Source organism: Tenacibaculum piscium (assembly GCF_021390715.1).
Taxonomy (GTDB): domain Bacteria; phylum Bacteroidota; class Bacteroidia; order Flavobacteriales; family Flavobacteriaceae; genus Polaribacter; species Polaribacter piscius.
In genome coordinates this window covers 233,964-259,096 of record NZ_JAJGWT010000002.1, presented here as the reverse complement: position 1 = coordinate 259,096, position 25,133 = coordinate 233,964, and the positions used below count along the sequence as shown (strand labels likewise).

The 25,133-nt window shown below is 30.8% G+C and carries 27 protein-coding genes; 11 read left to right on the top strand and 16 right to left on the bottom strand.

All coding sequences use genetic code 11. The features are described from left to right. Positions 1–92 precede the first annotated feature (92 nt). The 3 genes from L0U77_RS03355 to L0U77_RS03345 form a co-directional block, all read right to left on the bottom strand. Positions 93–1,253: a homogentisate 1,2-dioxygenase gene (locus L0U77_RS03355; RefSeq protein WP_233898646.1), complete on the bottom strand. Its 1,161-nt coding sequence runs from the start codon at positions 1,251–1,253 to the stop codon at positions 93–95. 410 nt (positions 1,254–1,663) lie between these two features. Continuing rightward, a complete protein-coding gene (locus L0U77_RS03350; protein WP_233898647.1) occupies positions 1,664–2,470 on the bottom strand; it encodes a formate/nitrite transporter family protein in 807 nt (268 codons plus the stop codon). 18 nt (positions 2,471–2,488) lie between these two features. Next, positions 2,489–2,824: a 2Fe-2S iron-sulfur cluster-binding family protein gene (locus L0U77_RS03345; RefSeq protein WP_101918450.1), complete on the bottom strand. Its 336-nt coding sequence runs from the start codon at positions 2,822–2,824 to the stop codon at positions 2,489–2,491. 175 nt (positions 2,825–2,999) lie between these two features. Between L0U77_RS03345 and L0U77_RS03340 the strand changes: the two genes are divergently transcribed. The 6 genes from L0U77_RS03340 to L0U77_RS03315 all read left to right on the top strand — a co-directional run bounded on the left by L0U77_RS03340 (position 3,000) and on the right by L0U77_RS03315 (position 9,379). Beyond that, positions 3,000–5,318, top strand: coding sequence for a carboxypeptidase-like regulatory domain-containing protein (locus L0U77_RS03340; protein WP_233900732.1), 2,319 nt, complete (start codon positions 3,000–3,002; stop codon positions 5,316–5,318). Between the two features lies 1 nt (position 5,319). Continuing rightward, on the top strand, positions 5,320–6,048 hold the full coding sequence (locus L0U77_RS03335; RefSeq protein WP_233899942.1) for a DUF4198 domain-containing protein: 729 nt from the start codon (positions 5,320–5,322) through the stop codon (positions 6,046–6,048). 91 nt (positions 6,049–6,139) lie between these two features. Next, positions 6,140–6,472 (top strand): hypothetical protein, encoded by a 333-nt coding sequence (locus L0U77_RS03330; RefSeq protein ID WP_233861692.1) that lies wholly within the window; start codon positions 6,140–6,142, stop codon positions 6,470–6,472. 3 nt (positions 6,473–6,475) lie between these two features. Beyond that, positions 6,476–6,778: a hypothetical protein gene (locus tag L0U77_RS03325; RefSeq protein WP_101918454.1), complete on the top strand. Its 303-nt coding sequence runs from the start codon at positions 6,476–6,478 to the stop codon at positions 6,776–6,778. Continuing rightward, a complete protein-coding gene (locus L0U77_RS03320; RefSeq protein ID WP_233900731.1) occupies positions 6,778–8,847 on the top strand; it encodes a PepSY-associated TM helix domain-containing protein in 2,070 nt (689 codons plus the stop codon). The genes L0U77_RS03325 and L0U77_RS03320 overlap by 1 nt, the downstream gene beginning before the upstream one ends. Positions 8,848–8,857: 10 nt before the next feature. Beyond that, complete coding sequence (locus L0U77_RS03315) at positions 8,858–9,379, top strand: flavodoxin (RefSeq protein ID WP_233883139.1); 522 nt, start codon at positions 8,858–8,860, stop codon at positions 9,377–9,379. On the opposite strand, the gene L0U77_RS03310 is transcribed toward L0U77_RS03315, so the two are convergent. From L0U77_RS03310 to L0U77_RS03275, 8 genes are all read right to left on the bottom strand, one after another. Next, positions 9,376–9,714 (bottom strand): 2Fe-2S iron-sulfur cluster-binding family protein, encoded by a 339-nt coding sequence (locus L0U77_RS03310; protein ID WP_101918457.1) that lies wholly within the window; start codon positions 9,712–9,714, stop codon positions 9,376–9,378. The two genes, L0U77_RS03315 and L0U77_RS03310, sit on opposite strands and share 4 nt — an antisense overlap. Positions 9,715–9,716: 2 nt before the next feature. Then, the gene (locus L0U77_RS03305) at positions 9,717–10,613 is read right to left on the bottom strand and encodes a sterol desaturase family protein (protein WP_233900730.1); all 897 of its coding nucleotides are present in this window, start codon (positions 10,611–10,613) and stop codon (positions 9,717–9,719) included. Between the two features lie 13 nt (positions 10,614–10,626). After that, complete coding sequence (locus L0U77_RS03300) at positions 10,627–11,682, bottom strand: NAD(P)/FAD-dependent oxidoreductase (protein ID WP_233900729.1); 1,056 nt, start codon at positions 11,680–11,682, stop codon at positions 10,627–10,629. Between the two features lie 200 nt (positions 11,683–11,882). Continuing rightward, entirely contained in the window at positions 11,883–12,119 is a 237-nt protein-coding gene (locus tag L0U77_RS03295) for a NifU family protein (RefSeq protein WP_101918460.1), read from the bottom strand. Positions 12,120–12,147: 28 nt separating this feature from the next. Then, entirely contained in the window at positions 12,148–13,278 is a 1,131-nt protein-coding gene (locus tag L0U77_RS03290; RefSeq protein ID WP_233897566.1) for an Mrp/NBP35 family ATP-binding protein, read from the bottom strand. Between the two features lie 297 nt (positions 13,279–13,575). Beyond that, a complete protein-coding gene (locus L0U77_RS03285; protein ID WP_233899948.1) occupies positions 13,576–13,902 on the bottom strand; it encodes an MGMT family protein in 327 nt (108 codons plus the stop codon). An 11-nt stretch (positions 13,903–13,913) separates the two neighbouring features. Beyond that, the gene (gene trmB / locus L0U77_RS03280; RefSeq protein ID WP_101918462.1) at positions 13,914–14,585 is read right to left on the bottom strand and encodes a tRNA (guanosine(46)-N7)-methyltransferase TrmB; all 672 of its coding nucleotides are present in this window, start codon (positions 14,583–14,585) and stop codon (positions 13,914–13,916) included. A gap of 24 nt (positions 14,586–14,609) precedes the next feature. Beyond that, positions 14,610–14,828 carry a DUF6341 family protein gene (locus tag L0U77_RS03275; RefSeq protein ID WP_101918463.1) on the bottom strand — a complete coding sequence of 73 codons (219 nt, stop codon included), beginning with the start codon at positions 14,826–14,828 and terminating at the stop codon, positions 14,610–14,612. Positions 14,829–14,870: 42 nt separating this feature from the next. Here L0U77_RS03275 and L0U77_RS03270 point away from each other — a divergent pair, with 42 nt between their 5' ends. Beyond that, a complete protein-coding gene (locus tag L0U77_RS03270) occupies positions 14,871–15,773 on the top strand; it encodes a DUF6427 family protein (protein WP_233897569.1) in 903 nt (300 codons plus the stop codon). Between the two features lie 154 nt (positions 15,774–15,927). Here L0U77_RS03270 and upp read toward each other — a convergent pair whose 3' ends face one another. Beyond that, positions 15,928–16,581, bottom strand: coding sequence for a uracil phosphoribosyltransferase (gene upp / locus L0U77_RS03265; protein WP_101918465.1), 654 nt, complete (start codon positions 16,579–16,581; stop codon positions 15,928–15,930). Positions 16,582–16,641: 60 nt separating this feature from the next. Next, positions 16,642–17,424: an alpha/beta fold hydrolase gene (locus L0U77_RS03260; protein ID WP_233897570.1), complete on the bottom strand. Its 783-nt coding sequence runs from the start codon at positions 17,422–17,424 to the stop codon at positions 16,642–16,644. A gap of 160 nt (positions 17,425–17,584) precedes the next feature. On the opposite strand from L0U77_RS03260, the gene brnQ reads away from it, so the two are divergent. Beyond that, positions 17,585–18,871, top strand: coding sequence for a branched-chain amino acid transport system II carrier protein (gene brnQ, locus L0U77_RS03255; RefSeq protein ID WP_193706426.1), 1,287 nt, complete (start codon positions 17,585–17,587; stop codon positions 18,869–18,871). Between the two features lie 56 nt (positions 18,872–18,927). Then, positions 18,928–19,167: a hypothetical protein gene (locus L0U77_RS03250; protein ID WP_101918468.1), complete on the top strand. Its 240-nt coding sequence runs from the start codon at positions 18,928–18,930 to the stop codon at positions 19,165–19,167. 120 nt (positions 19,168–19,287) lie between these two features. Here L0U77_RS03250 and L0U77_RS03245 read toward each other — a convergent pair whose 3' ends face one another. The 3 genes from L0U77_RS03245 to L0U77_RS03235 form a co-directional block, all read right to left on the bottom strand. Next, positions 19,288–19,791 (bottom strand): DUF3575 domain-containing protein, encoded by a 504-nt coding sequence (locus L0U77_RS03245; protein ID WP_101918469.1) that lies wholly within the window; start codon positions 19,789–19,791, stop codon positions 19,288–19,290. Between the two features lie 185 nt (positions 19,792–19,976). Further along, positions 19,977–22,091: a ferrous iron transport protein B gene (feoB, locus tag L0U77_RS03240; protein WP_233861678.1), complete on the bottom strand. Its 2,115-nt coding sequence runs from the start codon at positions 22,089–22,091 to the stop codon at positions 19,977–19,979. A 23-nt stretch (positions 22,092–22,114) separates the two neighbouring features. Beyond that, positions 22,115–22,339, bottom strand: a complete 225-nt coding sequence (locus L0U77_RS03235; protein WP_101918472.1) for a FeoA family protein — start codon at positions 22,337–22,339, stop codon at positions 22,115–22,117. A gap of 137 nt (positions 22,340–22,476) precedes the next feature. Between L0U77_RS03235 and L0U77_RS03230 the strand changes: the two genes are divergently transcribed. Continuing rightward, positions 22,477–23,625: a DNA polymerase III subunit gene (locus L0U77_RS03230; RefSeq protein WP_233861676.1), complete on the top strand. Its 1,149-nt coding sequence runs from the start codon at positions 22,477–22,479 to the stop codon at positions 23,623–23,625. Between the two features lie 75 nt (positions 23,626–23,700). After that, on the top strand, positions 23,701–25,113 hold the full coding sequence (locus L0U77_RS03225; protein ID WP_101918474.1) for a sensor histidine kinase: 1,413 nt from the start codon (positions 23,701–23,703) through the stop codon (positions 25,111–25,113). Positions 25,114–25,133 lie beyond the last annotated feature (20 nt).

Genomic DNA, 25,133 nt, shown 5'->3' with positions numbered 1-25,133 from the left:
ACGGTTTGTTTGAGCTCTTTTTTATTTTTCTTAAAAAAAGCGAGTAGTGAAAGCAGGATTAGCTTCTAATAATTATTTTAATAAATCTGATTTTAGTGTTCTAACCACGATTTATAATAATTTTCATCAGCAATTTTCATGGCTTCTTCCGTAATTTTTAAGGGTTTAAAAGTATCAACCATAACGGCTAATTCTTCGGTTTCTGTGTGTCCGATACTTCTTTCGGTTGCTCCTGGATGTGGTCCGTGAGGAATTCCTGAAGGATGTAAAGAAATATGTCCTTGGTCGATATCATTTCTGCTCATAAAATCGCCATCAACATAATACAAAACCTCATCAGAATCGATATTGCTATGATTGTAAGGTGCAGGAATTGCGTTTGGATGATAATCGTACAAACGAGGCACGAAACTGCAAATTACAAAGGCATTCGTTTCAAAAGTTTGATGCACTGGCGGCGGTTGATGAATGCGACCTGTGATAGGTTCAAAATCGTGAATTGAAAATGCATACGGATAATTATAACCATCGTAACCAACCACATCAAAAGGATGCGAAGCGTAAATCATTTCTATAATTTCGCCTTGTTTTTTTACTTTGATTAAAAAATCGCCTAACTCATTATAGGTTTCTAATTCTTCTGGTCTTCTTAAATCTCGTTCACAAAAAGGAGCGTGTTCTAATAATTGTCCAAAATGATTTCTGTATCGTTTTGGCGTGTAAACAGGCGAATAAGATTCAACAATAAAAAGTCTGTTATTTTCATCATCAAAATCTAATTTGTAAATAATCCCTCTTGGAATTACTAAATAATCGCCATATTTAAAGTTGATATTTCCTAACATGGTACGTAATTTCCCTGTCCCTTTATGGATGAAAATTACCTCATCGGCATCTGTATTTTTATAAAAATATTCTTTTGTTGATGTTTTTGGAGCTGATAAAATAATGTTGCAATCAGTATTTGTTAAAACGATTTTTCTACTTTCTAGATAATCATTTTCTGGCGGTACTTGAAATCCGCGAAAGCGATACGATTGTATATTATTTGCCTTGGCTATTTTAGGCTTTACAGAGTATTGTTTACGTATTTCTTTGACCATAGTTGGTCTGTGTTCATGATAAGAATTGGTAGACATTCCGTCAAAACCAATAGTTCCAAATAGTTGTTCGTAATACAACGTTCCGTCTTCTTTGCGAAATTGCGTATGACGTTTTGGTGGTATTTTTCCTAATTTATGATAAAATGGCATAACTTTTAATGATTGAATTAAAATTTAACGACAATTTTTTAAGCTATTTAATATTTTAAAGATACCTTCTAAATCATGACTTAATTATTCGAAAAATCAGTTATAATGATTTTGGATTTTATCAAAAAAATTAAATGTATTTTCACAAATATACCAAATTTAAAAAACAATATATCTTGTTAAAAATCAAATATTTTTTTAATTTAAAATTAATCTAAATAAAGTTTGTTGTTCACTTTTTAATAAATATATTTGTAGTGTCAAATAAATACAACCCCGTTATTTGTCTCTCATTTTTAATTTGAATTATTTTTCTAATGCAAAAAACTCTGATGTAACATCAGAGTTTTTTATTTTTTGAATTATTTTATAGATGATGATTCGTTTGGTTAAAACGAAGTAAAATAAGATTATTTTTTATTTTTTAAAAAGATAAAATGATACATTAATCCAACTAAAACACTTCCTCCGATAATATTTCCTAAAATAACAGGAATCAGATTTTTTAACATTCCTGAAACACTTAAAAAGTGTGTAGTAATTTGAACATCACTAAAAGTTTTAATCAACAAACCTACTGGAATGATGAATAAATTAGCAATACTATGTTCAAAACCTGCCGCGACAAATAAAGTAATCGGAAATACAATCGCTAAAATTTTATCAGTAATTGTTTTTCCGCCCATTGCCATCCAAACACCAAGACATACCAGAATATTACATAGCATTCCTCTAAAAAAAGCCGTCATAAAAGGCAATCCACATTTTGCATCTGCCATTTTTAGATACGTTTCTGCTATTGCTCCATGATTCATATCAAGATGCCCTGAAAAATAAACCATAACCGCTAAACTTAACGCACCAATCATATTACTAAAGAAAATAATAGCCCAATTACGCATCATTTCTTTGGTAGAAACTTTCTTTTCTGCCCAAGCAATTGCAATTAAATTATTTCCTGTAAATAATTCTGCTCCTGCAATAACGACCAAAATTAATCCCAATGAAAATACAAAACCTCCCAAAATTTGTTTGGTAGCAAAACTATACGTTTCATCAGCCTTAACAATCGTATAAAATAACGCTCCTAAACCAATAAAAGCACCTGCCAAAACACCTAATAAAAAACTTGTTATAAATGGTTTTTTAACTTTTTTAACACTCGACTGTAATGTTTGATGCACTATTTCCTCTGGGCTAAATACTTTTGTCGACATCTATTTTGATTATATATTTTAACTCTCAGGAGCTAATTCAATTTCTAAACCATCCATTTCGGGTCTTATTGGTAATTGGCAACCTAAACGGCTATTATCTTCTACATGAAAAGCTTCGGCAAGCATAGCATCTTCATCATCGCCCATTTCAGGCAATTCATGTGCCGACTTCACATAACATTGACAGGAAGCACACATCGCCATTCCGCCACAAATTCCAATCGTTCCTTCAGGGGCTAATTCATAAGAACGGATAACTTCCATTAAATTCATTGCCATATCGGTAGGTGCAATAACTTCGTGTAAAACGCCTTCTCGATCAGTTATTTTTAGTGTAATATCTTGTACTTCCATTCTATGCATTTAATTTTAATCAACCTTACACAAATATACCAAATTAAAAAAACATTATATCTGCTTAGAATTCAAATAGTTTTAAAATTTTATTTAAAATTAATCTAAATAAACTTTTTAATTCAATAACAAGTAGATACTTTTGCGTCTTTAAAATTTATTAAATCTAAATAAAATGAAAATATTTTTAACATTAATCGTTTCTTACATATATATCGCAAGTTCATTTGCTCAAGTAAGTGGAAAAATAATAGGGAACAACAATAATCCTTTAGAAGATGTAAATGTGATACTAAAAGGTACCCAAAAAGGTACTACAACAAATAACAAGGGACATTTTCAAATTAACAGCATAACCAAAGGACAACATACGCTTGTCGTATCTATGTTAGGTTATAAAAATAAGGAAGTAAAATTTACGATGAAATCTACGAGTAAAATACTACCTCCTATTAAATTAAATGAAAATAGTAACGAACTAAGTGTAATTCATATTCAGGGAAAAAGAGATAAAACAAAAGTAACCTCTTCTTCACTACGATTACAAAATAGTATCCAAAAAATCCCGCAAAACATACAAGTTGTAAGTGATGAAATTTTAGAATCACAGATGATTGCAAATATGCTAGATGCACCTTTTAAAAATGTTAGTGGTGTTACCAATGTTGAACACTGGGGAAATTTCGCAAACCTAAAAATGCGTGGTTTTAGATTACCCGCCTTTAGAAACGGTGTAAATATACAAGATTCATGGGGACCACTATCAGAAGATATGTTTATGGTCGATAAAATTGAATTCGTAAAAGGTCCTTCTGCTTTCATGTTGTCGGCAGGTGAACCAGGAGGATTATACAATGTCGTAACAAAAAAACCTACGTCAAAGAAAACTGGAAAAATTTCGCTACAAACAGGCACGCAAGATACTTATAGAGGTGCTGTAGATTTTGGTGGAAAAATTAGTAATGATGAACGATTCTTATATCGATTAAATGTAATGTACCAATCACGAGGAACTCATAGAAATCATCAAAAATCAGGTACTAGATTTGGAATAGCTCCCGCTTTGTCCTATCAAATAACACCTAAAACAAATTTTTTAACCGAATATTCATTACAGAAAGTTAATGATTATATAGGTAATGCTTATGTATTTAATACTCCAGAGAAAGGATATGCTAGTTTAGATCAAAATTTTTCAATGATCGGTGAAAATTTCCCGCAATCCAATATGACAGAAGTAAGCCTATTAAATAGATTAACACATAATTTTAATAGCAATTGGTCTGCCGAGGTAAAATATGTAATGATGGATTACAAACAAGAAGGAGCATCATATTGGATTAAAGAAATAAATCCGAATGGAAATGTACAATTGTCTGCAAGTAAATCTGACGCTAAATCAGAAGGTAATTATTTTCAAGTATATATAAATGGTAAGTTTTCAACAGGAAATATTGCTCATAAAATATTAGGAGGTTTTGATTTCTCAGAAAAAAGATACTGGGGATTATTTGACAAAAGTATAACTCCTATGAATACTTTTAATTTAAATAATCCAACTTATAGCTCCCTACCTAAAGTGAAATTTAATAGAGATTATAAGAATTTTAAAGAAATGGCATCCTACAAATATGGTAAAAATATTCGCTCCTATTATCTACAAGATCAGGTAAGTATGTTAGATGATAAAATAAGACTAACCCTAGCAGCTAGATATACATTACTAGATCCTATAAAAAGTAAAAGTATTGATAAAATCACCCCTAGAATTGGTTTAAGTATTGATATATTACCTCAATTAACAGCTTACGGATTATTCGATAAATCTTTTTTACCAAATAATGTAGATCCTAAAAATGTAAAACCAGGTACTGTTTTTGATCCTGTTGAAGGAATTATATACGAAGCTGGATTAAAAAGTAATTTATTTAATAATAAATTAAAAAGTACCATTAGCTATTATCAAATTACTAAAAATAATTTAGCATTAACAAGTAAAGAAATAAATCCAATAACTTCAGAACCATATATTTTTCCTGAAAGTGAGATAATATCTAAAGGTTTTGAGTTTGACCTTCAAGGTAAAATTACTGACCAAGTAAGTTTAATCTTAAACTATGCCAATACCAATGTTGAAGATTCACAAGGTAAACGTATCGCTGGTCATGCAAAGCATATAACAAATGGATGGTTTACCTATGATTTTAATGAAAATACCAAATTAAAAGGATTTGGTGTATCGTTAGGATTTCAACATCAAGTAGACAGGTCAACTTGGGCATGGGCTGGAGCCGATCAAAAATCTGATTTACCAGACTACTTTAGAATGGATGGTGCTGTAACTTGGAAAAATGATAAATGGCGCGTTGGTTTAAACATAAACAATCTACTCGATAAATATTTATATTCTGGAGCAAATTATGGCTCATATCTTTATTGGCAATCTGAACCAGGAATCAACGGAAGAATATCATTAACCTACAACTTATTTTAACATGAAAAATAGCATAGTAACCTTAATATTCTTGTTTTCTTTTTCATCCGTATTTGCTCATTATGTATGGATTGAAACAGCGCAAAAAGGAGTTTTAAATGAAGAACACTCCATAAAGATACGTTTTGGAGAATATACGCAAGGGCTTGTAGAAAAAACGAATAGTACTGCTTTTAAAAATTTAAAGGATTTTACATTATGGGTAATTACTCCTCAGGGTACAAAAGAAGTCCTCGATACTTTTATAAAAGATGATTATTATTTAGCTAAATATACACCAACCCAAAATGGTACTTATACAATTGCTTTTGATACTAAAGAAATAAAAGTGTTGGATTATACCATGTATGATTACACTATTTTTAAACCTCAATATCATGCAAAATCAAAATTTTATGTAGGCGATAAATTATCTGTGATAAAAAAAACAAATACTGAAAGTATTGAAATTATTGATCAAACTACGACTCCTTTTTCCTTAAATAGCAAGGTTGAGTTAAAAGTTCTCTACAAAGGAAAACCTTTAATTAATAATGAAATTAGTCTTTTTATGAAAGATTCTTGGCTCAAAAAATTAAAGACAGATAAATTCGGAATTGTTTCTTTTAATCTTCCATTTCAGACTAAGTATACCCTTGAAACTACTTTTGAAGAAAAAGTAGCTGGTATATTTAAAGGAAAAGAATATCAGTTAATTTGGCATTGTGCTACTTACTGTATTGATTTTTAATTCCTAAATTAAGAAAAAAGTTCCCCTATTTTTAGCTTTTTAACCTAACCACACTGTGTTTTTTATTCAGTGTGGTTTAATTTCTATAAAAATGATCGTCTTAATTATTTTATTAAATTTCTTAGGAAGTTTTTGTTTGTACAATACTTCTGAAAAAGCAATATTAAATAATAATATATTTATTGAAAAATGGCTACAAGAAAATAATTTAAAAGCAAAGATTATAGGCATAATATGCTACATTATTTCTTTAGTGTTCTCAATTAACCACTTTGGAATTACCGCAGGTATTTTATATTTATTAATAACAACAACGGTAATACTTTCTTTACTAATTATTGGTATGCCAACTCAAAGAATACATTATAAATACATTTTTATCACCTTTTTTGTTTTGTTTATTATTCAATTTTTAAACCTATAGAAAATGCCAGCAAACCCCAAATATTTAACAAAATCACCAGGGCAAAAATTCGCTAAATTATCCGCAGGTATTTTAGGTGGTTATATTATTACTGCATTAATCCACATGATTTTTGCGCTTATACTTCCATATCATGTAGAGGTCATCATTTTTTCAACATTCACATTTTTTATGATTTGGGTTGTAATGCTTATTATTCCTTATTTATTTATTAATGGATGGAAAATTTGGGCTGGTTATTTAGGTATTATTATACTTTTATATGGGCTCTATTATATTGCTAATCAACAAAATCCTTTTATATAATGAGTAAAAGAAATTATAGTGTTTTTTTTAATACACATACTGTAAGCGGAATAATAATAAGTATCGGTTTATACATCATTTTTTTTGCTGGTTCTTTTTCTTTTTTTAAAGATGAAATTAAACTTTGGGAACAGGGAAAAGAAATAAAACACCATACTGTTTTAGCAACTAATTACAATGCTGTTTTAGAGCAGTTAAATACAACAGAAAATCTTCAGGGTAGAGATGTTTCGATTACACTAACTCAAGATAATGATAAAATTAGAGTTCGTTTAGGTGCAACAAAAGATACGATTACAAATCCTAAAGGAACTACGTCTAAATTTTATTATCTAAATTTAAATGATTTTTCAACAAAGAACTATCAACAAAATTACAGTTTATCCGAGTTTTTATACCGATTACATTTTCTAGATCAAATTCCTCGTCCGATTGGTCTTTATTTGTCTGGTTTTATTGCTTTTTTCTTTGTTTTTGCGATTGTTACAGGAATAATTGTTCATTGGAATAAAATAATTTCAAACTTTTATACTTTTAATCCAAAAATAATACTAAACAGATTGTGGGCAGATGCACATACTGCTTTAGGAGTGATTGGTTTACCATTTCAATTTATGTATGGGATAACAGGTGCTTTTTTTATGATTAAAATTTTTATTTTAATCCCTGCAACACTTTTATATGGTGGAGATAAAGACAAAATGATTACTGCTATATTACCTGAAACAAAATCGTATAAGTGGCAGTCAGCATCAACAGCAAATCCGATTAAAATAAATACGATACTTAAACAAACCACTAAACTTTGGGAGGATACTCAAATTACACGTTTTTCAGTTTCTAATTATGGAGGAACCAATATGAAATATAGTATTGAGGGAAGTTTAGATAGTAAAAAGCGTTTTGCAGGAACTGGAAGAGTTATTTATAATTCTTATACAGGTGCTATTATTTCACATAAAAATCCAAATAAATTAAACTATATAGAAGATGTTTTAAATATACAATACCGCCTACACTTTGCAGATTATGGTGGAATTTCAACTAAAATTTTCTATTTTATCTTTGGTTTACTTACTTGTTTTGTAATTATTACGGGCGTATTAGTTTATGTCGAAGCACGGAATAAAAAAAGTAAAACGCTAAAACAACGATTATACACAGCAAAAGTAGGTCATATATATCTTGCTATTTGCTTATCAATGTTTCCTGTAACTGCCTTAGCATTTTTATTTTCAAGAATAACCTATGGTACATTTGAAAATCCTAAAAATGCGATATATTGGTTTTACTTTATCTCTTGGCTTGTTTTTACACTTTATTTTAGATTTAAGCGTGATAATTATTTCACTAATAAGGCTTGTTTACTATTAGGAGCTATTTTTGGTTTTTTAGTTCCTATTGTAAACGGGATTACTTCTAATAATTGGTTTTGGAAAATGTATGCTAATCATCAGTACGAAATTTTTACTGTTGATATCTTTTGGATAGTACTATCCTCATTTGCTTTACTTTTTTATTTGAAAATAAAACCAAGTATAAAAGAACAAAGTTCATTTTATAAAAACCCCATTGATTACAAAAATTTAGAAGTTGAAAAAAAGGAAGATTCTATAAAAATAACGACGCTTTCTAAAAATAAAAAAAACAATTATATACCTATGAAAACAAAAATTATTAGTCTTTGGATATTGATTATCTTCGGATATATTTTTCATCATATTTACGGATTAGCAACCGTATTTTTTAATCAAACTGTTTTTATTGATGGGTCAACTGGTGAAACGCCAATGTGGGCACATCAATGGCGTATTTTAATGGAAGGAACGGCATTTTTATTTGCTTTATTAACCCTTCAATTATCAAAAAATTGGTTTAAAATAACATCCTTAATTTGGGCAATAATTGTTGCATTATTTAACTGTTATCATGTCATTGAAGAGGTAATAGGACATCCGAACGAACTTTCAAAAATATGGATATTATTACTTACTGCCATTGCTAGTATACTTTTAGTTGTAAACTTAAACCAGTGGAGAAAAACAGCTTTTATAAAAAAACAATCTTAAAAAACAAACTATGAAAACAATCGGTTTAATTTATGGATCAGATACAGGAATGACGGAAGAAATTACGAATTCTATTGTAGATCAGTGGAGTCATAGCGATATAAAAGTAATCGAAGTATCAGAGGCTAAAAAATCAGATTTTGAACAATTTGATGTTCTTATTTTAGGATTATCTACTTGGTATGATGGTGATTTACAAAGTGATTGGGAAGCTTATTTTGATGAATTTAAAACCATCAATTTCACCAATAAAACAGTTGCTATTTACGGATTAGGAGATCAATATGGTTATGGTGAATATTTTATAGATGGTGTTGGAATGCTTGCTGAAGTGATTTTAAAAAATGGTGGAAATATTACTGGTTTTTGGCCAGTAAAAGGCTATGATTTTACAGCATCAAAAGCACTTTACAACAATGATTATTTCTATGGATTAGCCCTTGATGAAGATAATCAACCCGAATACACCCAACAAAGAATTACAGATTGGCTTTCAATTTTAGAAGATCAATTTTCAATATTATTGAATTAGCTCTCAGGAGCTAATTCAATTTCTAAACCATCCATTTCGGGTCTTATTGGTAATTGGCAACCTAAACGGCTATTATCTTCTACATGAAAAGCTTCGGCAAGCATTGCGTCTTCATCGTCGCCCATTTCAGGCAATTCATGTGCCGATTTCACATAACATTGACAAGAAGCACACATTGCCATTCCGCCACAAATTCCGATAGTTCCTTCAGGAGCTAGCTCGTAGGAACGAACAACTTCCATTAAATTCATTGCCATATCGGTTGGTGCAATAACTTCGTGTAATACACCTTCTCGATCGGTTATTTTTAGTGTAATATCTTGTAGTACTTCCATTTTTACAAATTCATTTTTTTACGTAACGTTTTCGCGCGATGATCTTCGCCATCGTGTGACCAACCAGGTGAATTAAATATATAATTTAATTTGTCTGAAAACTTATTGGCGCGTTTAACATCTTTCCAAATAGCAACATATTCATGTGTTGCTACTTTTATAGGATTTTTAGTTTCAATATTTACTGTTAACCCATAAACAGGTTTTTCAACAATTTTTAATTCTTTTGAAAAAGTACCAAAAAGTCGATCCCAAATAATTAAAATACCTGCATGATTACAATCTAAATATCGAATATTAGACGCATGATGCACTCTGTGATGTGAAGGTGTGTTAAATATAAATTCAATTGGTTTGGGTAATTTATCAACCAATTCTGTATGTACAAAAAATTGATATATTAAACTAATTCCCATCATGGTAAACATCATTAATGGATCAAAACCCAATAAGGGTATCCACAACCAAAAAAAGAATTTATGAATTCGCTCCCCTATACCTTGGCGCAATGCTGTTCCTAAATTCATATATATTGATGAATGATGCGGTACATGCCCTGCCCAAAATAACCGCACTTCATGGTTGAAACGATGAAACCAATAGTATGAAATATCATCGGCAAATAGCAATAAAATCCAAGCCCACCATTGACGTTGAACAACATCTTTAAATGGGCTGATTTCATGTATATATACAAATACAATAAAAGCTAAAACCTTTGGAATAAATTCTATAATCGCCGAAAAAACCATCATTAATAGCGATATTCCAGTATCTTTTAGCTCGTATTTTTCTTTTGCGAATTGATATTCAACAAACATGCTTATAAAAAATATAGGCAGGGCAAAATACAAGAGTTTATCTTCTGATAATTGCGCTATATATTCGATAAAAATCATGTTTAAAAAATGTTTATTCTATTTTTTTAATCACCGCCTTTGGCGCTTCTTTTCGAGTTCCGTCAAAACCATCAACACCGCCTACTGTCGTGTATTTCATTACGTATTTTTTATCTGGATAAATTAATTTAAACGCACTCTGACACATTAAAGTTGCTTCGTGAAAACCGCATAAAATCAATTTTAATTTCCCTGGATAGGTATTTACATCGCCAATGGCATAAATTCCTGGAATATTTGTTTGATAATCTAACGCATTATTTACTTTAATCGCATTTTTTTCAATTTCTAAGCCCCAATTTCCGATAGGTCCTAATTTTGGTGATAAACCAAATAAAGGTATAAAATGATCACAGTTTAATACGTATTCTTCTTTATCTTTTTCGGCAATTACAACGCCTTCAATATGGTTCTGCCCAATAATTCCTTTTATTTCCGCAGGTGTTATTAAGTTGATTTTTCCTGCATCTTTTAATTCTTGCACTTTATCAACAGAATCTAAGGCACCACGAAATTCATTTCTTCGGTGTACTAAAGTAACCGATTTTGCAATGTCGGTTAAAAAGATTGACCAATCTAAAGCAGAGTCTCCTCCACCAGCAATTACCACGTTTTTATTGCGATATAATTCTGGTTCTTTAATCATGTATTCCACGCCGTTATCTTCAAAATCGGCGATGTTTGGAATGGGTGGTTTTCGTGGTTCAAAACTTCCTAAACCTCCAGCAATTGCGACTACGGGTGCTTGGTGTTGTGTTCCTTTATTGGTGGTTACGATAAAACTTCCGTCTTCTTGTTTTTCGATAGTTTCCGCACGTTCTCCTAAGGTAAATCCTGGTTCAAATTGCTTGATTTGTTCCATTAATTTATCCGTTAAATCACCTGCTAAAATCTCTGGATATGCAGGAATATCATAAATCGGTTTCTTTGGATAAATCTCCGAACATTGCCCTCCTTGTTGTGGTAATGCGTCAATTAAATGACAGCGAAGTTTTAATAATCCAGCTTCAAAAACAGTAAATAATCCTGTTGGACCTGCCCCTATAATTAGAATATCTGTTGTAATCATTTTTTAAGTATTTAAACCTCCTCTTTTTTTAAATAGAGGAGGTTTTCTTTGTAGTTTACGAGTTGCGTTAGTGATAGAGCGGTTTGTTTAAGCTCTTTTTAAAATATTTTTCATATTTTAAAAAAGCGAGTAGCGAAAGCACGCTCGAACGCCCAAAAATAATATGTTTGTAGTGATTAAAAAATGATAAAAATCAGTTTTTAGGCTACATTAATTACCTCTTCAATAACGGGTGCATACTTTTTTATAGTTGCTTCAACGCCATTTTTTAACGTCATTTGATTTACAGAACAACCACTACAAGCACCCTCTAACTGAACTTTTACAATATTGTTTTCAATAGATAAAAGCTTGATATTTCCACCATCACTTACTAAAAAAGGACGGATTTCTTCTAAGGCTTTTTCTACATTATGCTGTATCTCTGTTGCTGTCATACTCTTGCTCTTGAATTATTACTCTTGATTATTTGGTACTACAACCACTCATCGTAGTTATACGAACTACTTCAGTAGCTGGTAAATTTTCATTTCTTTTTAACAATTCAGCAACCATTGCTTTTGTTACGTCTTTAAAGGCTTTTTCTAAAGGTGTATTTTCTTGTAAAGCCACTGGATGTCCTACATCGCCCGACTCACGAATACTTTGTACTAATGGAATTTCACCTAAGAAACTTGTTTTAATATCTTCTGCTAAGTTTTTAGCACCGCCTTGACCAAAAATGTAATATTTATTGTCTGGTAATTCGGCTGGTGTAAAATATGCCATGTTTTCAACAATTCCTAAAACAGGTACGTTAATACTTTCTTGTTGAAACATTGCAACTCCTTTTTTAGCATCTGCCAAGGCGATATTTTGTGGCGTACTTACTATTACCGCTCCGTTAATTGGAACTGCTTGTACGATTGATAAATGTACGTCTCCTGTTCCTGGAGGTAAATCAATCAATAAGAAATCTAATTCGCCCCAATCTGCATCAAAAATTAATTGATTTAAGGCTTTTGATGCCATTGGTCCACGCCAAATTACTGCCTGATCTGGATCAGTAAAAAAACCTAATGATAATAATTTTACGCCGTAATTTTCAACAGGTTTCATTTTTGAACGCCCATCTACTTTTACAGATAATGGTTTTTCTTTTTCAACATCAAACATTAAATGTTGTGATGGTCCGTACACATCGGCATCTAAAACACCTACTTTAAAGCCCATTTTAGCTAAAGAAACCGCCATATTAGCCGTAATGGTAGATTTCCCTACACCTCCTTTTCCAGAAGCTATCGCTATAATATTTTTGATATTAGGAATTACTTTTCCTTTAATTTCGTTCGGATTTTCTTTTTGAACAACTTCCACTTTTACATTCACTTTTACGTCAAGGCTGTCATCAACATTTGTGTGAATTGCTTTGATTATTTCTACCTCAGCTTTCTTTTTTGCTTGTAAAGAGGGGTTTGAAATAGTTACGTCAACAATTACTTCTTTACCAAAAGTAACGACGTTTTTTATGTTTTCACTTTCCACTAAACTTTTACCTTCTCCTGGAGCCGTTATAGTTTCTAATGCTTTGTATATATCTTGTTTTTTAAAACTCATTTGAGTATTTAATTTAGTTAATGCTAAGTTACAAAGATACATTTTAGCCCGCAGAAAATAAAGGGTTTAGATTGTGAAAATTTATGACGTAATAATTCTATTTTATAGTTTATCTTTAGTACAAGAAATATAAAATTATTTAGAGTTTGTTTAGATATAGAATTAGGTTTTATTACAGATAAAATTATATTAAGTACATAACTTTTCTTGATAAAAACAAAAACAGGATTAAATCAATATTGATTTAATCCTGTTTTATATCATTTATATTTTCTTGAACTTTAACTAAAAAGAGCATTACAATTCATCTATTGGATTCCAAAAAAGAGTTTCGAAATCTTGTATTTGATTTTCAAGCACAACAATTCCTTCACTTTCTAATAATTGCTGCATCAGGTTTGTTCCATCAAAATGATGTTTTCCTGTCAGCAAACCAATTCGATTTACAACTCTGTGTGCAGGAACATCTTTGCTATGTGAATTATTCATTGCCCAACCTACCATTCGTGCCGATTTGGCTGCTCCTAAATACCTTGCAATTGCCCCATAACTGGTTACTCTTCCGTAAGGAATTAACCTTGATACTTCGTACACTTTTTCGAAAAAATTATCATTTTTACTCACTTGAAGTAACGTTAATATTTTAACTTAAAACGGATATACGTAATTGGTTTCCCTTTTTCTAAATATTGTTTTTCGTAAAAAGTTTGCGTAGAAGTTACTTCTTCAGGCGCGCCTTCATTTACATACACATTATGATTTGCGTGTAAAATTTCATGCCCTTCCCCATGTATTAATCCTAAAGTGTATCCGTGCATAAATTCGCTATCGGTTTTTAGGTTCATAATACCACCTTCTTTTAAAATATGATCGTATCTTTTTAAGAATGCGGTGTTGGTCATTCGATGTTTTGTACGCTGATATTTTATTTGCGGATCTGGAAAAGTTATCCAAATTTCATCGACTTCATTTTCTGCAAAAATGTGGTCAACTAATTCTATTTGTGTTCTAATAAAGGCAACATTTTGCAAATTATTTTCGATAGCAGTTTTTGCGCCACGCCAAAAACGTGCCCCTTTAATATCGATACCAATAAAGTTTTTAGCTGGATTTTTTTCAGCTAAGGCGATAGTGTATTCTCCTTTACCACAACCGAGTTCTAAAACAATAGGATTATCATTTTTAAAAAATGTGTTCCATTTTCCTTTTAGAGGAAAATCTCCTATTACTTCTTCTCTCGTAGGTTGAAGTACGTTTGGAAACGTTTCATTTTCTTTGAAACGTTTCAATTTATTTTTGCTTCCCAATATGTCTATAAATATGTCTGTAAATTAAGCTTTATCTTCTGTTCCATTTTTTCGGAAACTCAATGATTGTGACATCCAGTATCCTAATAATAGAATTAAAATAAAAACAAACACCCAGTTAACGGCATTTGAAGTCCACCATCCGGCATCTTGTTTTGCTACTTCTAATCGCAACCATTTGAAAGGCTGTAATATAAAAGTAAATAAATCGCCAATTAATCTAAAAATATTTAATCCTACCATAACTTGATTATCTTTATGTTTGCAAAAGTATAAAAAGAAACTATGTTAGCCAATTTTTTCGGTAAATCAAAACCTGTTAATTTCATCGTGCTTTTCGCACTATTTTTAAGTTATTTTTCTGTTCATCTATTTTCGACTAACATATCGTTAAAAAGTGCAGAAGAATTGCTCGGTTTTCTGATTGTTTTCGGAATTTTCAACTTTATAATTGCCAAGAATAACGTAACGTTTGATAACTCTTATGCTTTTTTATTTTTCGTATTACTTATTGGTTTTTTTCCTGATGTGATAAAGATTAATCCGCTATTTTTAGCTAGTTTGAGTATTTTATTTTTTTCACGAAAAATTTACAGCCTACAAGTGGCATCAAACAAGTTTTATAAATTATTTGACGCAGGTTTATGGCTTGGAATTTCCTTTTTACTAGCACCTTATACTGCTTTTTTTGCACTATTATTATACACGGCAATTTATGTACATCAACAAGTAACGTATCAAACTATTTTACTTCCTTTATTGGGTTTTGGAGCGGTTCTTTTCTTGTTTTTCACGTATTGTTTTTGGGTAGATGAAACGTTTGTTTTCCTATCTCTTTTTGATTGGAATTTATCATATAACATCAATTTTTATCAACAGGCAACTTATTTATTTCCTTTATTATTTATAGGAATTGTTGTTTTTTACGCACTTTTATTGAAGAGTCCGAAAGCGTTATCGGTGTTAAATACGTTTAAAAAAAATTGGATCTTACTTTTTATTCATTTATTAATTTCATCATTTATTATTATTTTAACAACGCCAAAAACAGGAACTGAACTACTTTTGATGTTCTTTCCTGTTTCGATAATTTTGGCAAATGGCTTGGAGTTATTTCAAAAAAAGTGGATTTCAGATGCTGTTATCCTATTATTTTTGCTAGGAACAATACTTATGAACATCTTATAAACAAGTTGTTAACTATTTATAAACGGCTTATCAACAACTTATAAACATCTTAAAAATAGCGTATCAGCTAAGAGCCTGTTTAAATTTCATCTGAAAAAAATATAGTGGCAAAAAATTTTGGAATAAAATTTAAACAGGCTCTAATTAATAATAATTAGATTTTTGTTCCGAAAGCTAAATCACCAGCATCGCCTAAACCAGGTACGATATATCCTTTTTCGTTTAATTTTTCATCAATATCGGCAATCCACAATTCGGTATTTTCAGGAAAATAGCTAGAAATATGTTTAATTCCTTCTTCGGCACCTAAAACGGCTACAATTTTAATTTCTTTAGGCGTTCCAAATTTCTTAATTGCTTGATAAACGGCAACTAACGAACTTCCTGAAGCAATCATTGGATCGATAAGTAATACGGTTTTACCTTCTATGCTTGGCGAGGCGAAATATTCTACTTTAATTTCAGATTTTTCATCATTATTTGGGTGATGTCTGTAAGCGGAAATAAATGCATTTTCAGCGTTATCAAAGTAGTTTAACAAGCCGTTGTGTAAGGGTATTCCAGCTCTAAGGATGGAACATAAAACGATTTCATTTGTTGTTTTATTAACTATTTTTTTTGCTAAAGGGGTTTGAATTTCTTGAGTTTCGAAGGATAATTTTTTACTTAATTCGTATCCTAAAATTTCTCCGATTCGTTCAATATTTCTACGAAAACGCATCGAATCATTTTGCACGGTTACGTTTCTTATTTCTGATAAAAACTGGCTTAAAATTGAGTTTTCTTTAGCTAGATGATAAATTTTCATGGTTCAATAATTTAGGCAAACTTACAAAATCAACCTGATTGATTCTTAGTTAAAAAAATATTAATCAGTCTTAATAAATTCTTTTATTTTCTGAAGAAGTTCTTCTTTTTGTTCGATATGTGGCATGTGTCCGCAGGTTATTTTCACCAAAGGAGTTTGTGTTCTGTGGGCTTCTTCGACAATATTTTCATACGATAAGATTGTATCATTTTTTCCTGCTATTATCATTTTTTTTTTGATATTTTTCAGTACAATTTCTTTATTATTTCGCAATTGCATTCCTTTTGTAGCGTTTATATATCCTTGAAAAGGTGTTTTTAGAGCTTCTTTTTTGAGTGCTTCAATTTCGATAGAAAACTGTTTTTTAGCGACTTTATTAAATAAACTTGAAATTGCTATTTTCACCAAATTTTGATAATTGTTTGTTGCTATTTTACAGGCTTTTGAACGTAATTTTTTTCGTTCGGGGCTATCTTGTTGTGCGGTTGAATTTAGCAAACAGATTCCTTTTATCTGCTTTGGATATTCCTCTGCAAAAGCTAAAGAAACATAGCCTCCCATGGAGTGTCCAATAATATAAGATTGCTTGATATTTAAGTATTTTAAAACAGCTTTTACCGCCAGAGCCATATCTTTCATGGTATGAATATCTCCGATACATTGTGTATTTCCGTGTCCTAATAAATCGATAGCAATTACTCGATTTGTTGTTTCTAAATGTAGTGAAATATGCTTCCACATCTTGGAATTTTCGAGAAAACCGTGTAATAAAACAACGGGGATTCCTGTGCCAGAATCTGAATACGCAATAGCAGTATTTTTATAGCGAATATAGTTTTGCATGTCTCAAAAATAGGATTCTTTTTTTGAAGTATTATCGTAATTTTTTCAATATTTTTGTGTCTTTTTTTTGATGATTTATCATCAAAAAAAACGAAGCAAATCAATAAAATTAAAATCAAGATAAAAATCATCAACATAAATTATAAATACATTAATCAAAATGAATAAAACAACTAAAACCAAAGATATATACGTTACAGGTTTTGCCTTATTTTCGATGTTTTTTGGGGCAGGAAACTTAATTTTACCTCCTTATTTAGGAAAAAACGCCAGTGATTTATGGGGTTGGGTAACTATTGGTTTTTTTATTACTGCAGTTTTCATTCCTATTTTAGGAATTTTAGCGCATGCAAAATTACAAGGTACTATGTATGATTTTGGTAAAAAAGTATCTCCTACTTTTAGTAGTATTTACTGTTTACTTGTTTATACAATTGCGGTAGCATTGCCTTCTCCTAGAACAGCTTCTGTAACACATGAAATGGCAATCGCTCCTTATTTTGAAGTTAGCTCTCTGATTACAAGCTTACTATATTTTAGTTTGGTTTTTATTTTTGTCATGAACAGAAATAAAGTACTCGATTTATTAGGAAAATTTCTAACACCTTTAATTATAGGAATATTACTAATTATTATTTTTGTAGGAATCTTTGTAGCGCCTACAACAATGAATCCATCGATATTTGATGCACCTTTTGTGAGTGGTTTATTAGAAGGATATCAAACTTTTGATGCTATTGGAGCTGTGGTTGTTGGAGGTGTGTTGGTTGTTTCGATGAACTTCAATAAAAATACTTCTTTTGAAGCAAAGAAAGATTTAATTACCAAAGCAGGTTTTATTGCTGGTTTTGGGCTTTTAATTATTTATGCGGGACTTATTTATAACGGTGCATTATTTAATACTGTTTTTAGTGATGATGCGACACGTTCGGAAGTTTTAAGTGCATTAAGTTCACAAACTTTAGGTAATATTGGAACTACATTTTTAGGTGTTTTAGTTGGTTTGGCATGTTTTACCACAGCGGTTGGGCTTATCACAGGTACTGCAGATTATATAAAAGGAATTTGTAAAAATTCTCCAAAAGCTTATATGGCAACGGCTATTTTTGCCTGTGTTGTGGGTATTTTAGTGGGTCAGTTTGATGTGAAATATATCATCAACATTGCCTTGCCTGTGTTGATGCTTATTTATCCGACCACTATTGTTTTAATCATTTTAAACCTACTTACTGAAAAGTATACATCAGGAATTGTTTTTAAAGTTGTTGTTTTTATTACCTTATTTTTCAGTATTCCTGATTTCTTAGATTTTATTATTGATAAAGAACATTTAGCACCGATTAAAGCATTTATTCCGCTTTCAAAAGAGCATTTAGGTTGGGTTTTACCAGCGATTATCAGTTTTATTTTAGTCAATGTTTTTCAATCAAAAAATAGCATAAAATAATATACTCATAATTAATTATCTGTAAATAAAAAACCCGTTATACATCTTTCAAGAAAATGGATATAAGTTACTCATCAACCAGATTACTTTTTAAAAGAGATAAAATAGAAAAATTATCTTTGGAAAATAAAATACGAATATACTCTTCTAATGACCAGCAAACATACGAAATGACAAAAAGAGAGTTCTATGATGTTTTTTCAAATGTTATAAAAACAAAAAGTTATAAAGAAAAAGGAGTTTATCATTATCTTAAAACACCAAAAAAAGCTTTTCAATTTATTGTTGATAATTAAATTTTCAAATAACATCATCTAAAGCATAAAAAAACCCGTTATACATCTTTCAATAAATGTAAAACGGGTTTTTTATTTAATTTTCTATTGTTTTTTTTTCATCAAAAAAAGATAAACTTCCTAAAATCGATATCCTAAATTAAGCCCAACTCTTGGCACAATTTCTGGCGATTCAGAGGTAAACATATTTCTACCCAAACCCGCATATATATCGACCACAAAACCACCTGAAGATACATATTTCGTACCAAATGCCAATCCTAAAGCACCATCGGTATATTTTTCGTATTCTTTTTTATCAGAACCAACTAAATCTTTTTCATTTTCACCACCATTAATTCCCATAAAAACTTCTCCAAAATAATTCCAATTGCTATTATCGGTAAAATAATGACGAAAAAAAGGCGTAATCATCCACTCTTCATTGTATCTAAAATCTTTGGATTTTTTCTCAAAATTAAGCAATGTTGAAACTCCTATGGAAGAACGTTCTGTAGTATAGTATTCGTAAGAAACAGATACTGTTTTAAGGGCTACAGCATTTAGAAAATCGGCTTTAACTTCTTGTTGTGCTTGTGCAAATGAGCCGATAAAAAGTACGGTTATTAAAAGTATTTTTTTCATGATTTTATACTATTTTACAGCAAAAATACAGTTTATTTTTTATTAGGAACACCCGCAATTTGTATTGCAATTATTTTTTTGATATTTTTTTTGATGATTTTTATTTTTAATCTTTTTGATAAAAAATTTATTCAGTAAAAAAAGCACTGCTAAAACTAGGGTTATATAGGTTAAAATTTCTTGCATTAACGTAATAGTTGATAGGCTACAAAAGCCGATAAATATGCCAAAGTTCCCATTCCGATAAGCTGTAACATTGGCCATTTCCAGCTTTTCGTTTCTCTTTTAACGATTGCGAGCGTTCCCATACATTGCATTGCGAAGGCATAAAATAGCAATAAAGAGATTCCCGTGGCAAAATTGAAGCGTTTTTCACCTGTTTCATGATTTATTTCAGAGGCCATTTTTTGTTTGATCGTCGAAATATTATCATCATTATTCTCTACACTATAAATGGTTGCCAATGTTCCGATAAACACTTCTCGCGCGGCAAAAGAAGCGATTAATCCGATCCCTATTTTCCAATCATATCCTAAAGGTTTTACCATTGGTTCGATTGCTTTTCCTGCCATTCCGATATAGGATTTCTCCAATTTTACAGAGGCTATTTTTTGTGATAATTCGGTTTTTGATAATTGCTGATTTGCACTATTTTCTGTAACATTTTTTTCAGCATTTTTAAAGTCCGAAGCACCATTGGAAGCCAAAAACCATAATATAATTGAAATAGCGACTATTATTTTTCCTGCTCCGAATACAAAAGCTTTTATTTTTTCTAGCACATCAAAAAACACATTTTTTATCGATGGAAATTTATAATTAGGCATTTCTATGACAAATAATGCCGTATTTTTTATATCTAATGTTTTATGTAAAATATACGCTCCAAGAATTGCCGAACCAAAACCAAGTGCATATAATCCTAATAATGTCAAGCCTTGTAGGCTTAAAAAGCCAAATAATTTGGTGTCAGGAATTATCAAAGCGATTAAAATAGCATACACAGGCAAACGTGCCGAACAAGTGGTAAATGGCGTAACTAAAATCGTAATTAAACGCTCTTTCCAACTGGTAATCGTTCGGGTTGCCATAATTGCAGGAATCGCACAAGCTGTTCCCGATAGCAACGGAATTACACTTTTACCGCTCATTCCAAAACGACGCATAATTTTATCCATCAGAAAAACAACCCGACTCATATAGCCTGATTCTTCCAAAATAGCGATGAATAAAAATAAAATAGCTATTTGTGGAATAAAAATAAGTACTCCACCAACCGCAGGAATAATTCCATCAGTAAGCAAATCGGTGAACATTCCTGAAGGTAAATTAGCTTTGATAAAAGCAGTTATATCGGCAAATAAACCATCAATAAAATCCATCGGAGCCGATGCCCAATCAAAAACCGATTGAAAAATCAACAGTAATAATCCGAAGAAAATAAAATAACCCAGTATTTTATGTGTGAAAATGGTATCTAATTTTGAACGAATATCCGTTGCTTTTGAAATATCAACTTGATAGGTTTTTTGTAAAATAGCATTGATTTTCTGATACCGATAAATCGTTTCTTTATGTTGATATTTTTTCTGCTTAGAAATATCGTGCCGACACGATTCTAAAGCTTTTTGTTCGGTGGATGAAAGTAATGAAGTATACTGTTTTGTGAGCATCATCCATACTTCATAAGGTAAAAAATTAGGGATTTTAAAAGCCAATTCATCAAAATAATTCGCATCAATTTTGGTAGAAATTTCTTTGAAATTTGAATAAATTTCTAAACTTTTATAGTTTTCAATAACGGCTTTTAAATCAGAAATTCCTTGATTTTTTCTAGCAGATATTAACACAATTTTCGTGTGTAATTCTTTTTCTAAGGTTTCAATATCGATAGAAATTCCTTTTTTTTGCATTTGATCTGCCATATTTAAGGCTAAAATCATCGGAATTTCTAAATCTTGAATTTGAGAGAAAAGCAATAAATTTCGCTTTAAATTCTCGATATCAGCAACGACAACAAGTACATCTGGTTTTTCACTTTTTTCAGAAGTTAGCAAGCTTTTTAGCACAATACTTTCATCCATCGAGGTTGGATTAATACTGTATGTTCCTGGTAAATCGGTAATAATTGCCGAACTTTTTTCAGATAATTTACAAATTCCTGCTTTTTTATCAACCGTAACTCCTGCGTAATTTCCTACTTTTTGATGCAATCCTGTTAATTGATTGAATAAAGACGTTTTTCCCGTATTTGGGTTTCCTATTAACGCTACTTTTATGCGCTGATTATACTTATTCATTCGTTTATCGTTTAATAAAATAACTATATTTTGGTAATTACAATTTGACGTGCCAACTCTTTTCGAATCGCTAAATGGCTTCCGTTTACACAAATATATATCGGATCTTTTAAAGGAGCTATTTGTAATAATTCGACTTCTGTTCCTGGCAAACAGCCCATTTCTAATAATTTTAAAGGGATAGTATCTAACGATTCTTCGGATATAATTCCTCGCTCTCCGATTTGTAAAGTGGCTATTGAATTCAAAATAAAACGTATAATATTGACTCACAAAGATACTAAAATAGAACCATTCTAAACAGTAAATCAATAATAACCTGTTGTTTCTTTTTATTGATTGTTCTGTCTATTGTGCTATCTATTTGAAATCCTATCTTTGTTGTATGACTTTCGATCAAATTATAGGACAAGCACATATCAAAAAACATTTACAACAATCGGTAGTAAACCATCGGATTCCGCACGCCCAACTTTTTGTAGGCAAAGAAGGTTCGGGAACATTGCCTATGGCGATTGCCTATGCACAATATTTATTGTGTTATTCGGCTACGAATCAAGATTCTTGTAATTTAAAATGCAACAAATTACAACATCCCGATTTGCATTTTGCCTTTCCTGTAACCACCAATGATTCCGTTAAAAAACACCCTGTTAGTAATTTATTTTTAGCCGATTGGCGAACTTTTATCGAAAAACAACCGTACGGAAGTCTTTTTAATTGGTTGCAACAAATTGGTGTAGAAAATAAACAAGGACAAATCGGCGTTGATGAAGCGGTAGATATTGTTAAAAAACTAAATTTAAAAGCATACGAAGGCGGTTTTAAAGTGATGATTATTTGGATGGCGGAAAAAATGAATATCGCAGCGTCCAATAAATTATTAAAGTTGCTAGAAGAACCACCTGAAAAAACTGTTTTTTTGCTGATATCGGAAGATGAAGAACAACTTTTAAAAACAATAACTTCTCGTTGTCAGGCGTTAAATTTCCCTTCTTTAAGTGAAACAGATATCGCCAATGCTTTGGTTAAAAATCATCAAGTTTTAGAGAATAAAGCCATTCAAATAGCCCATCAATCGGAAGGAAATTACAACAAAGCGGTACATCTTTTAAATAATAATGCCAATGATGTCATTTTTGAAAAATGGTTTATCATTTGGATTCGAGCCGCTTTTAAAGCAAAAGGAAATGCCGCTGTAATTCAAGATTTAATCGATTGGTCGGAAACGATTGCAAAATCAGGAAGAGAAACTCAAAAACAGTTTTTACAATATTGCCTACAATTTTTCAGACAAGCATTATTACTGAATTATGGAGCAACTGATTTAGTTTTTTTAGAAACAAAAACAGCGAATTTTAAACTCGAAAAATTTGCACCTTTTGTACATAGTGCTAATATTCTAAGCATTGAAAAAGAACTCAATGACGCCCAATATCACATCGAAAGAAATGGAAATGCTAAAATTATTTTGCTAGATGTATCCATTAAATTAACCCGACTTTTACACACTAAAGAAGAAAAAATAATCTAAAAATAATTAAATAAAAAAACATATAAATTGCTAAATATCAACAACACATCTTTACGAATTAGAATATTTCTATCAATGATATTATTGGTATTGTTAGCCTCTGTTTTAATTGTTACGGTAACCATAATTCAATATGAAGAACAAACGCTACATTATAATATTCAGCGATTTAACCGAAAAGAAAATGCCACAAAACACGATATCGAAATTGAATTAAAACGCAAAACAACCTATCCGATTACCACCGATAATTTGGCGAAAATATTTCAAGATCGAATTTATGATATTGCCTATGTTCATAAACTTACCGTGTCGATGTACGACATGAATGGACAACTTTTAAAATCGTCTATTCCGTATAATTTTGATAAAAAAAAAGGCACTAATTTAACCAATTCAATTCTGGGAGAACTTGCTAATAATTCGAATCATAGAATTTTAAAAAGCAGTAACGATAACGGAATTACCTATCAATCTTCATACGCCTATATTAATGATGCTCGTTTTAAACGAATCGGTATTTTAGAGCTTCAAATAGCACAGGATAATGAAGCTCAAAAACAAGAATTACGAGAATTTATATCACGTTTATTACTCGTTTATTTACTGATGTTTATTATTGCGATTGCCTTGGCATATTTTTTATCGAGTTACATCACCCGCTCTATTCAAACAATTTCTGAAAAAATTAAAGAAACTCGTTTACATAAGCAAAATGAAAAAATCACGTTATATGCGGCAAGTTCTGAGATAAATTCATTGGTAGAATCTTACAATAATATGATTGATCAATTGGAGGAAAGCGCTGTAAAACTTGCCCGAAGCGAACGAGAACAAGCATGGCGAGAAATGGCAAAACAGGTAGCACATGAAATCAAAAATCCGTTAACGCCAATGCGTTTATCGGTACAAAGTTTTGAAAGAAGGTTTAATCCTGATGATCCAAAAATCAAAGAAAAACTAGCCGAATATAGTGAAACTCTTATTCAGCAAATTGACGTAATGAGCACTATTGCTTCTGCCTTTTCAGATTTTGCAAAAATGCCCACACAACGTCGTGAAAAACTTGATGTTGTCGATGTTGTAAAACATTCTTTAGATATTTTTACGGAAGATTATATTCATTTTATCCCAAAAGAATCGGAATTATTTGCCTATTTAGACAAAACACAATTGATTCGAGTTTTAACAAATTTAGTTAAAAATGCGACACAAGCAATCGATGAAAAAGAGCCAAATCCAAGAATTGAAGTAATCGTTATTTCTGATGGAAATAATGTAAAAATTACGGTTTCTGATAATGGAAAAGGAATAGCACAAGAAAATAAAGAGTTCATTTTTGAACCAAAATTCACGACCAAAACAAGTGGTATGGGCTTAGGTTTAGGAATGATAAAAAATATAATTGAAGCCTATGATGGTACGATTCACTTTAGTTCAACAGAAGGAATTGGAACTATTTTCACGGTAATTTTACCTAAAACTTAACCAAATAAATTTAATGAATT

Bases quoted from the DNA above. Each gene is read 5' to 3' on its own strand.
- L0U77_RS03355 (WP_233898646.1), bottom strand. From the start codon at position 1,253: ATGCCATTTTATCATAAATTAGGAAAAATACCACCAAAACGTCATACG.
- L0U77_RS03350 (WP_233898647.1), bottom strand. From the start codon at position 2,470: ATGTCGACAAAAGTATTTAGCCCAGAGGAAATAGTGCATCAAACATTA.
- L0U77_RS03345 (WP_101918450.1), bottom strand. From the start codon at position 2,824: ATGGAAGTACAAGATATTACACTAAAAATAACTGATCGAGAAGGCGTT.
- L0U77_RS03340 (WP_233900732.1), top strand. From the start codon at position 3,000: ATGAAAATATTTTTAACATTAATCGTTTCTTACATATATATCGCAAGT.
- L0U77_RS03335 (WP_233899942.1), top strand. From the start codon at position 5,320: ATGAAAAATAGCATAGTAACCTTAATATTCTTGTTTTCTTTTTCATCC.
- L0U77_RS03330 (WP_233861692.1), top strand. From the start codon at position 6,140: ATGATCGTCTTAATTATTTTATTAAATTTCTTAGGAAGTTTTTGTTTG.
- L0U77_RS03325 (WP_101918454.1), top strand. From the start codon at position 6,476: ATGCCAGCAAACCCCAAATATTTAACAAAATCACCAGGGCAAAAATTC.
- L0U77_RS03320 (WP_233900731.1), top strand. From the start codon at position 6,778: ATGAGTAAAAGAAATTATAGTGTTTTTTTTAATACACATACTGTAAGC.
- L0U77_RS03315 (WP_233883139.1), top strand. From the start codon at position 8,858: ATGAAAACAATCGGTTTAATTTATGGATCAGATACAGGAATGACGGAA.
- L0U77_RS03310 (WP_101918457.1), bottom strand. From the start codon at position 9,714: ATGGAAGTACTACAAGATATTACACTAAAAATAACCGATCGAGAAGGT.
- L0U77_RS03305 (WP_233900730.1), bottom strand. From the start codon at position 10,613: ATGATTTTTATCGAATATATAGCGCAATTATCAGAAGATAAACTCTTG.
- L0U77_RS03300 (WP_233900729.1), bottom strand. From the start codon at position 11,682: ATGATTACAACAGATATTCTAATTATAGGGGCAGGTCCAACAGGATTA.
- L0U77_RS03295 (WP_101918460.1), bottom strand. From the start codon at position 12,119: ATGACAGCAACAGAGATACAGCATAATGTAGAAAAAGCCTTAGAAGAA.
- L0U77_RS03290 (WP_233897566.1), bottom strand. From the start codon at position 13,278: ATGAGTTTTAAAAAACAAGATATATACAAAGCATTAGAAACTATAACG.
- L0U77_RS03275 (WP_101918463.1), bottom strand. From the start codon at position 14,828: ATGGTAGGATTAAATATTTTTAGATTAATTGGCGATTTATTTACTTTT.
- L0U77_RS03270 (WP_233897569.1), top strand. From the start codon at position 14,871: ATGTTAGCCAATTTTTTCGGTAAATCAAAACCTGTTAATTTCATCGTG.
- upp (WP_101918465.1), bottom strand. From the start codon at position 16,581: ATGAAAATTTATCATCTAGCTAAAGAAAACTCAATTTTAAGCCAGTTT.
- L0U77_RS03260 (WP_233897570.1), bottom strand. From the start codon at position 17,424: ATGCAAAACTATATTCGCTATAAAAATACTGCTATTGCGTATTCAGAT.
- brnQ (WP_193706426.1), top strand. From the start codon at position 17,585: ATGAATAAAACAACTAAAACCAAAGATATATACGTTACAGGTTTTGCC.
- L0U77_RS03250 (WP_101918468.1), top strand. From the start codon at position 18,928: ATGGATATAAGTTACTCATCAACCAGATTACTTTTTAAAAGAGATAAA.
- L0U77_RS03245 (WP_101918469.1), bottom strand. From the start codon at position 19,791: ATGAAAAAAATACTTTTAATAACCGTACTTTTTATCGGCTCATTTGCA.
- feoB (WP_233861678.1), bottom strand. From the start codon at position 22,091: ATGAATAAGTATAATCAGCGCATAAAAGTAGCGTTAATAGGAAACCCA.
- L0U77_RS03230 (WP_233861676.1), top strand. From the start codon at position 22,477: ATGACTTTCGATCAAATTATAGGACAAGCACATATCAAAAAACATTTA.
- L0U77_RS03225 (WP_101918474.1), top strand. From the start codon at position 23,701: ATGATATTATTGGTATTGTTAGCCTCTGTTTTAATTGTTACGGTAACC.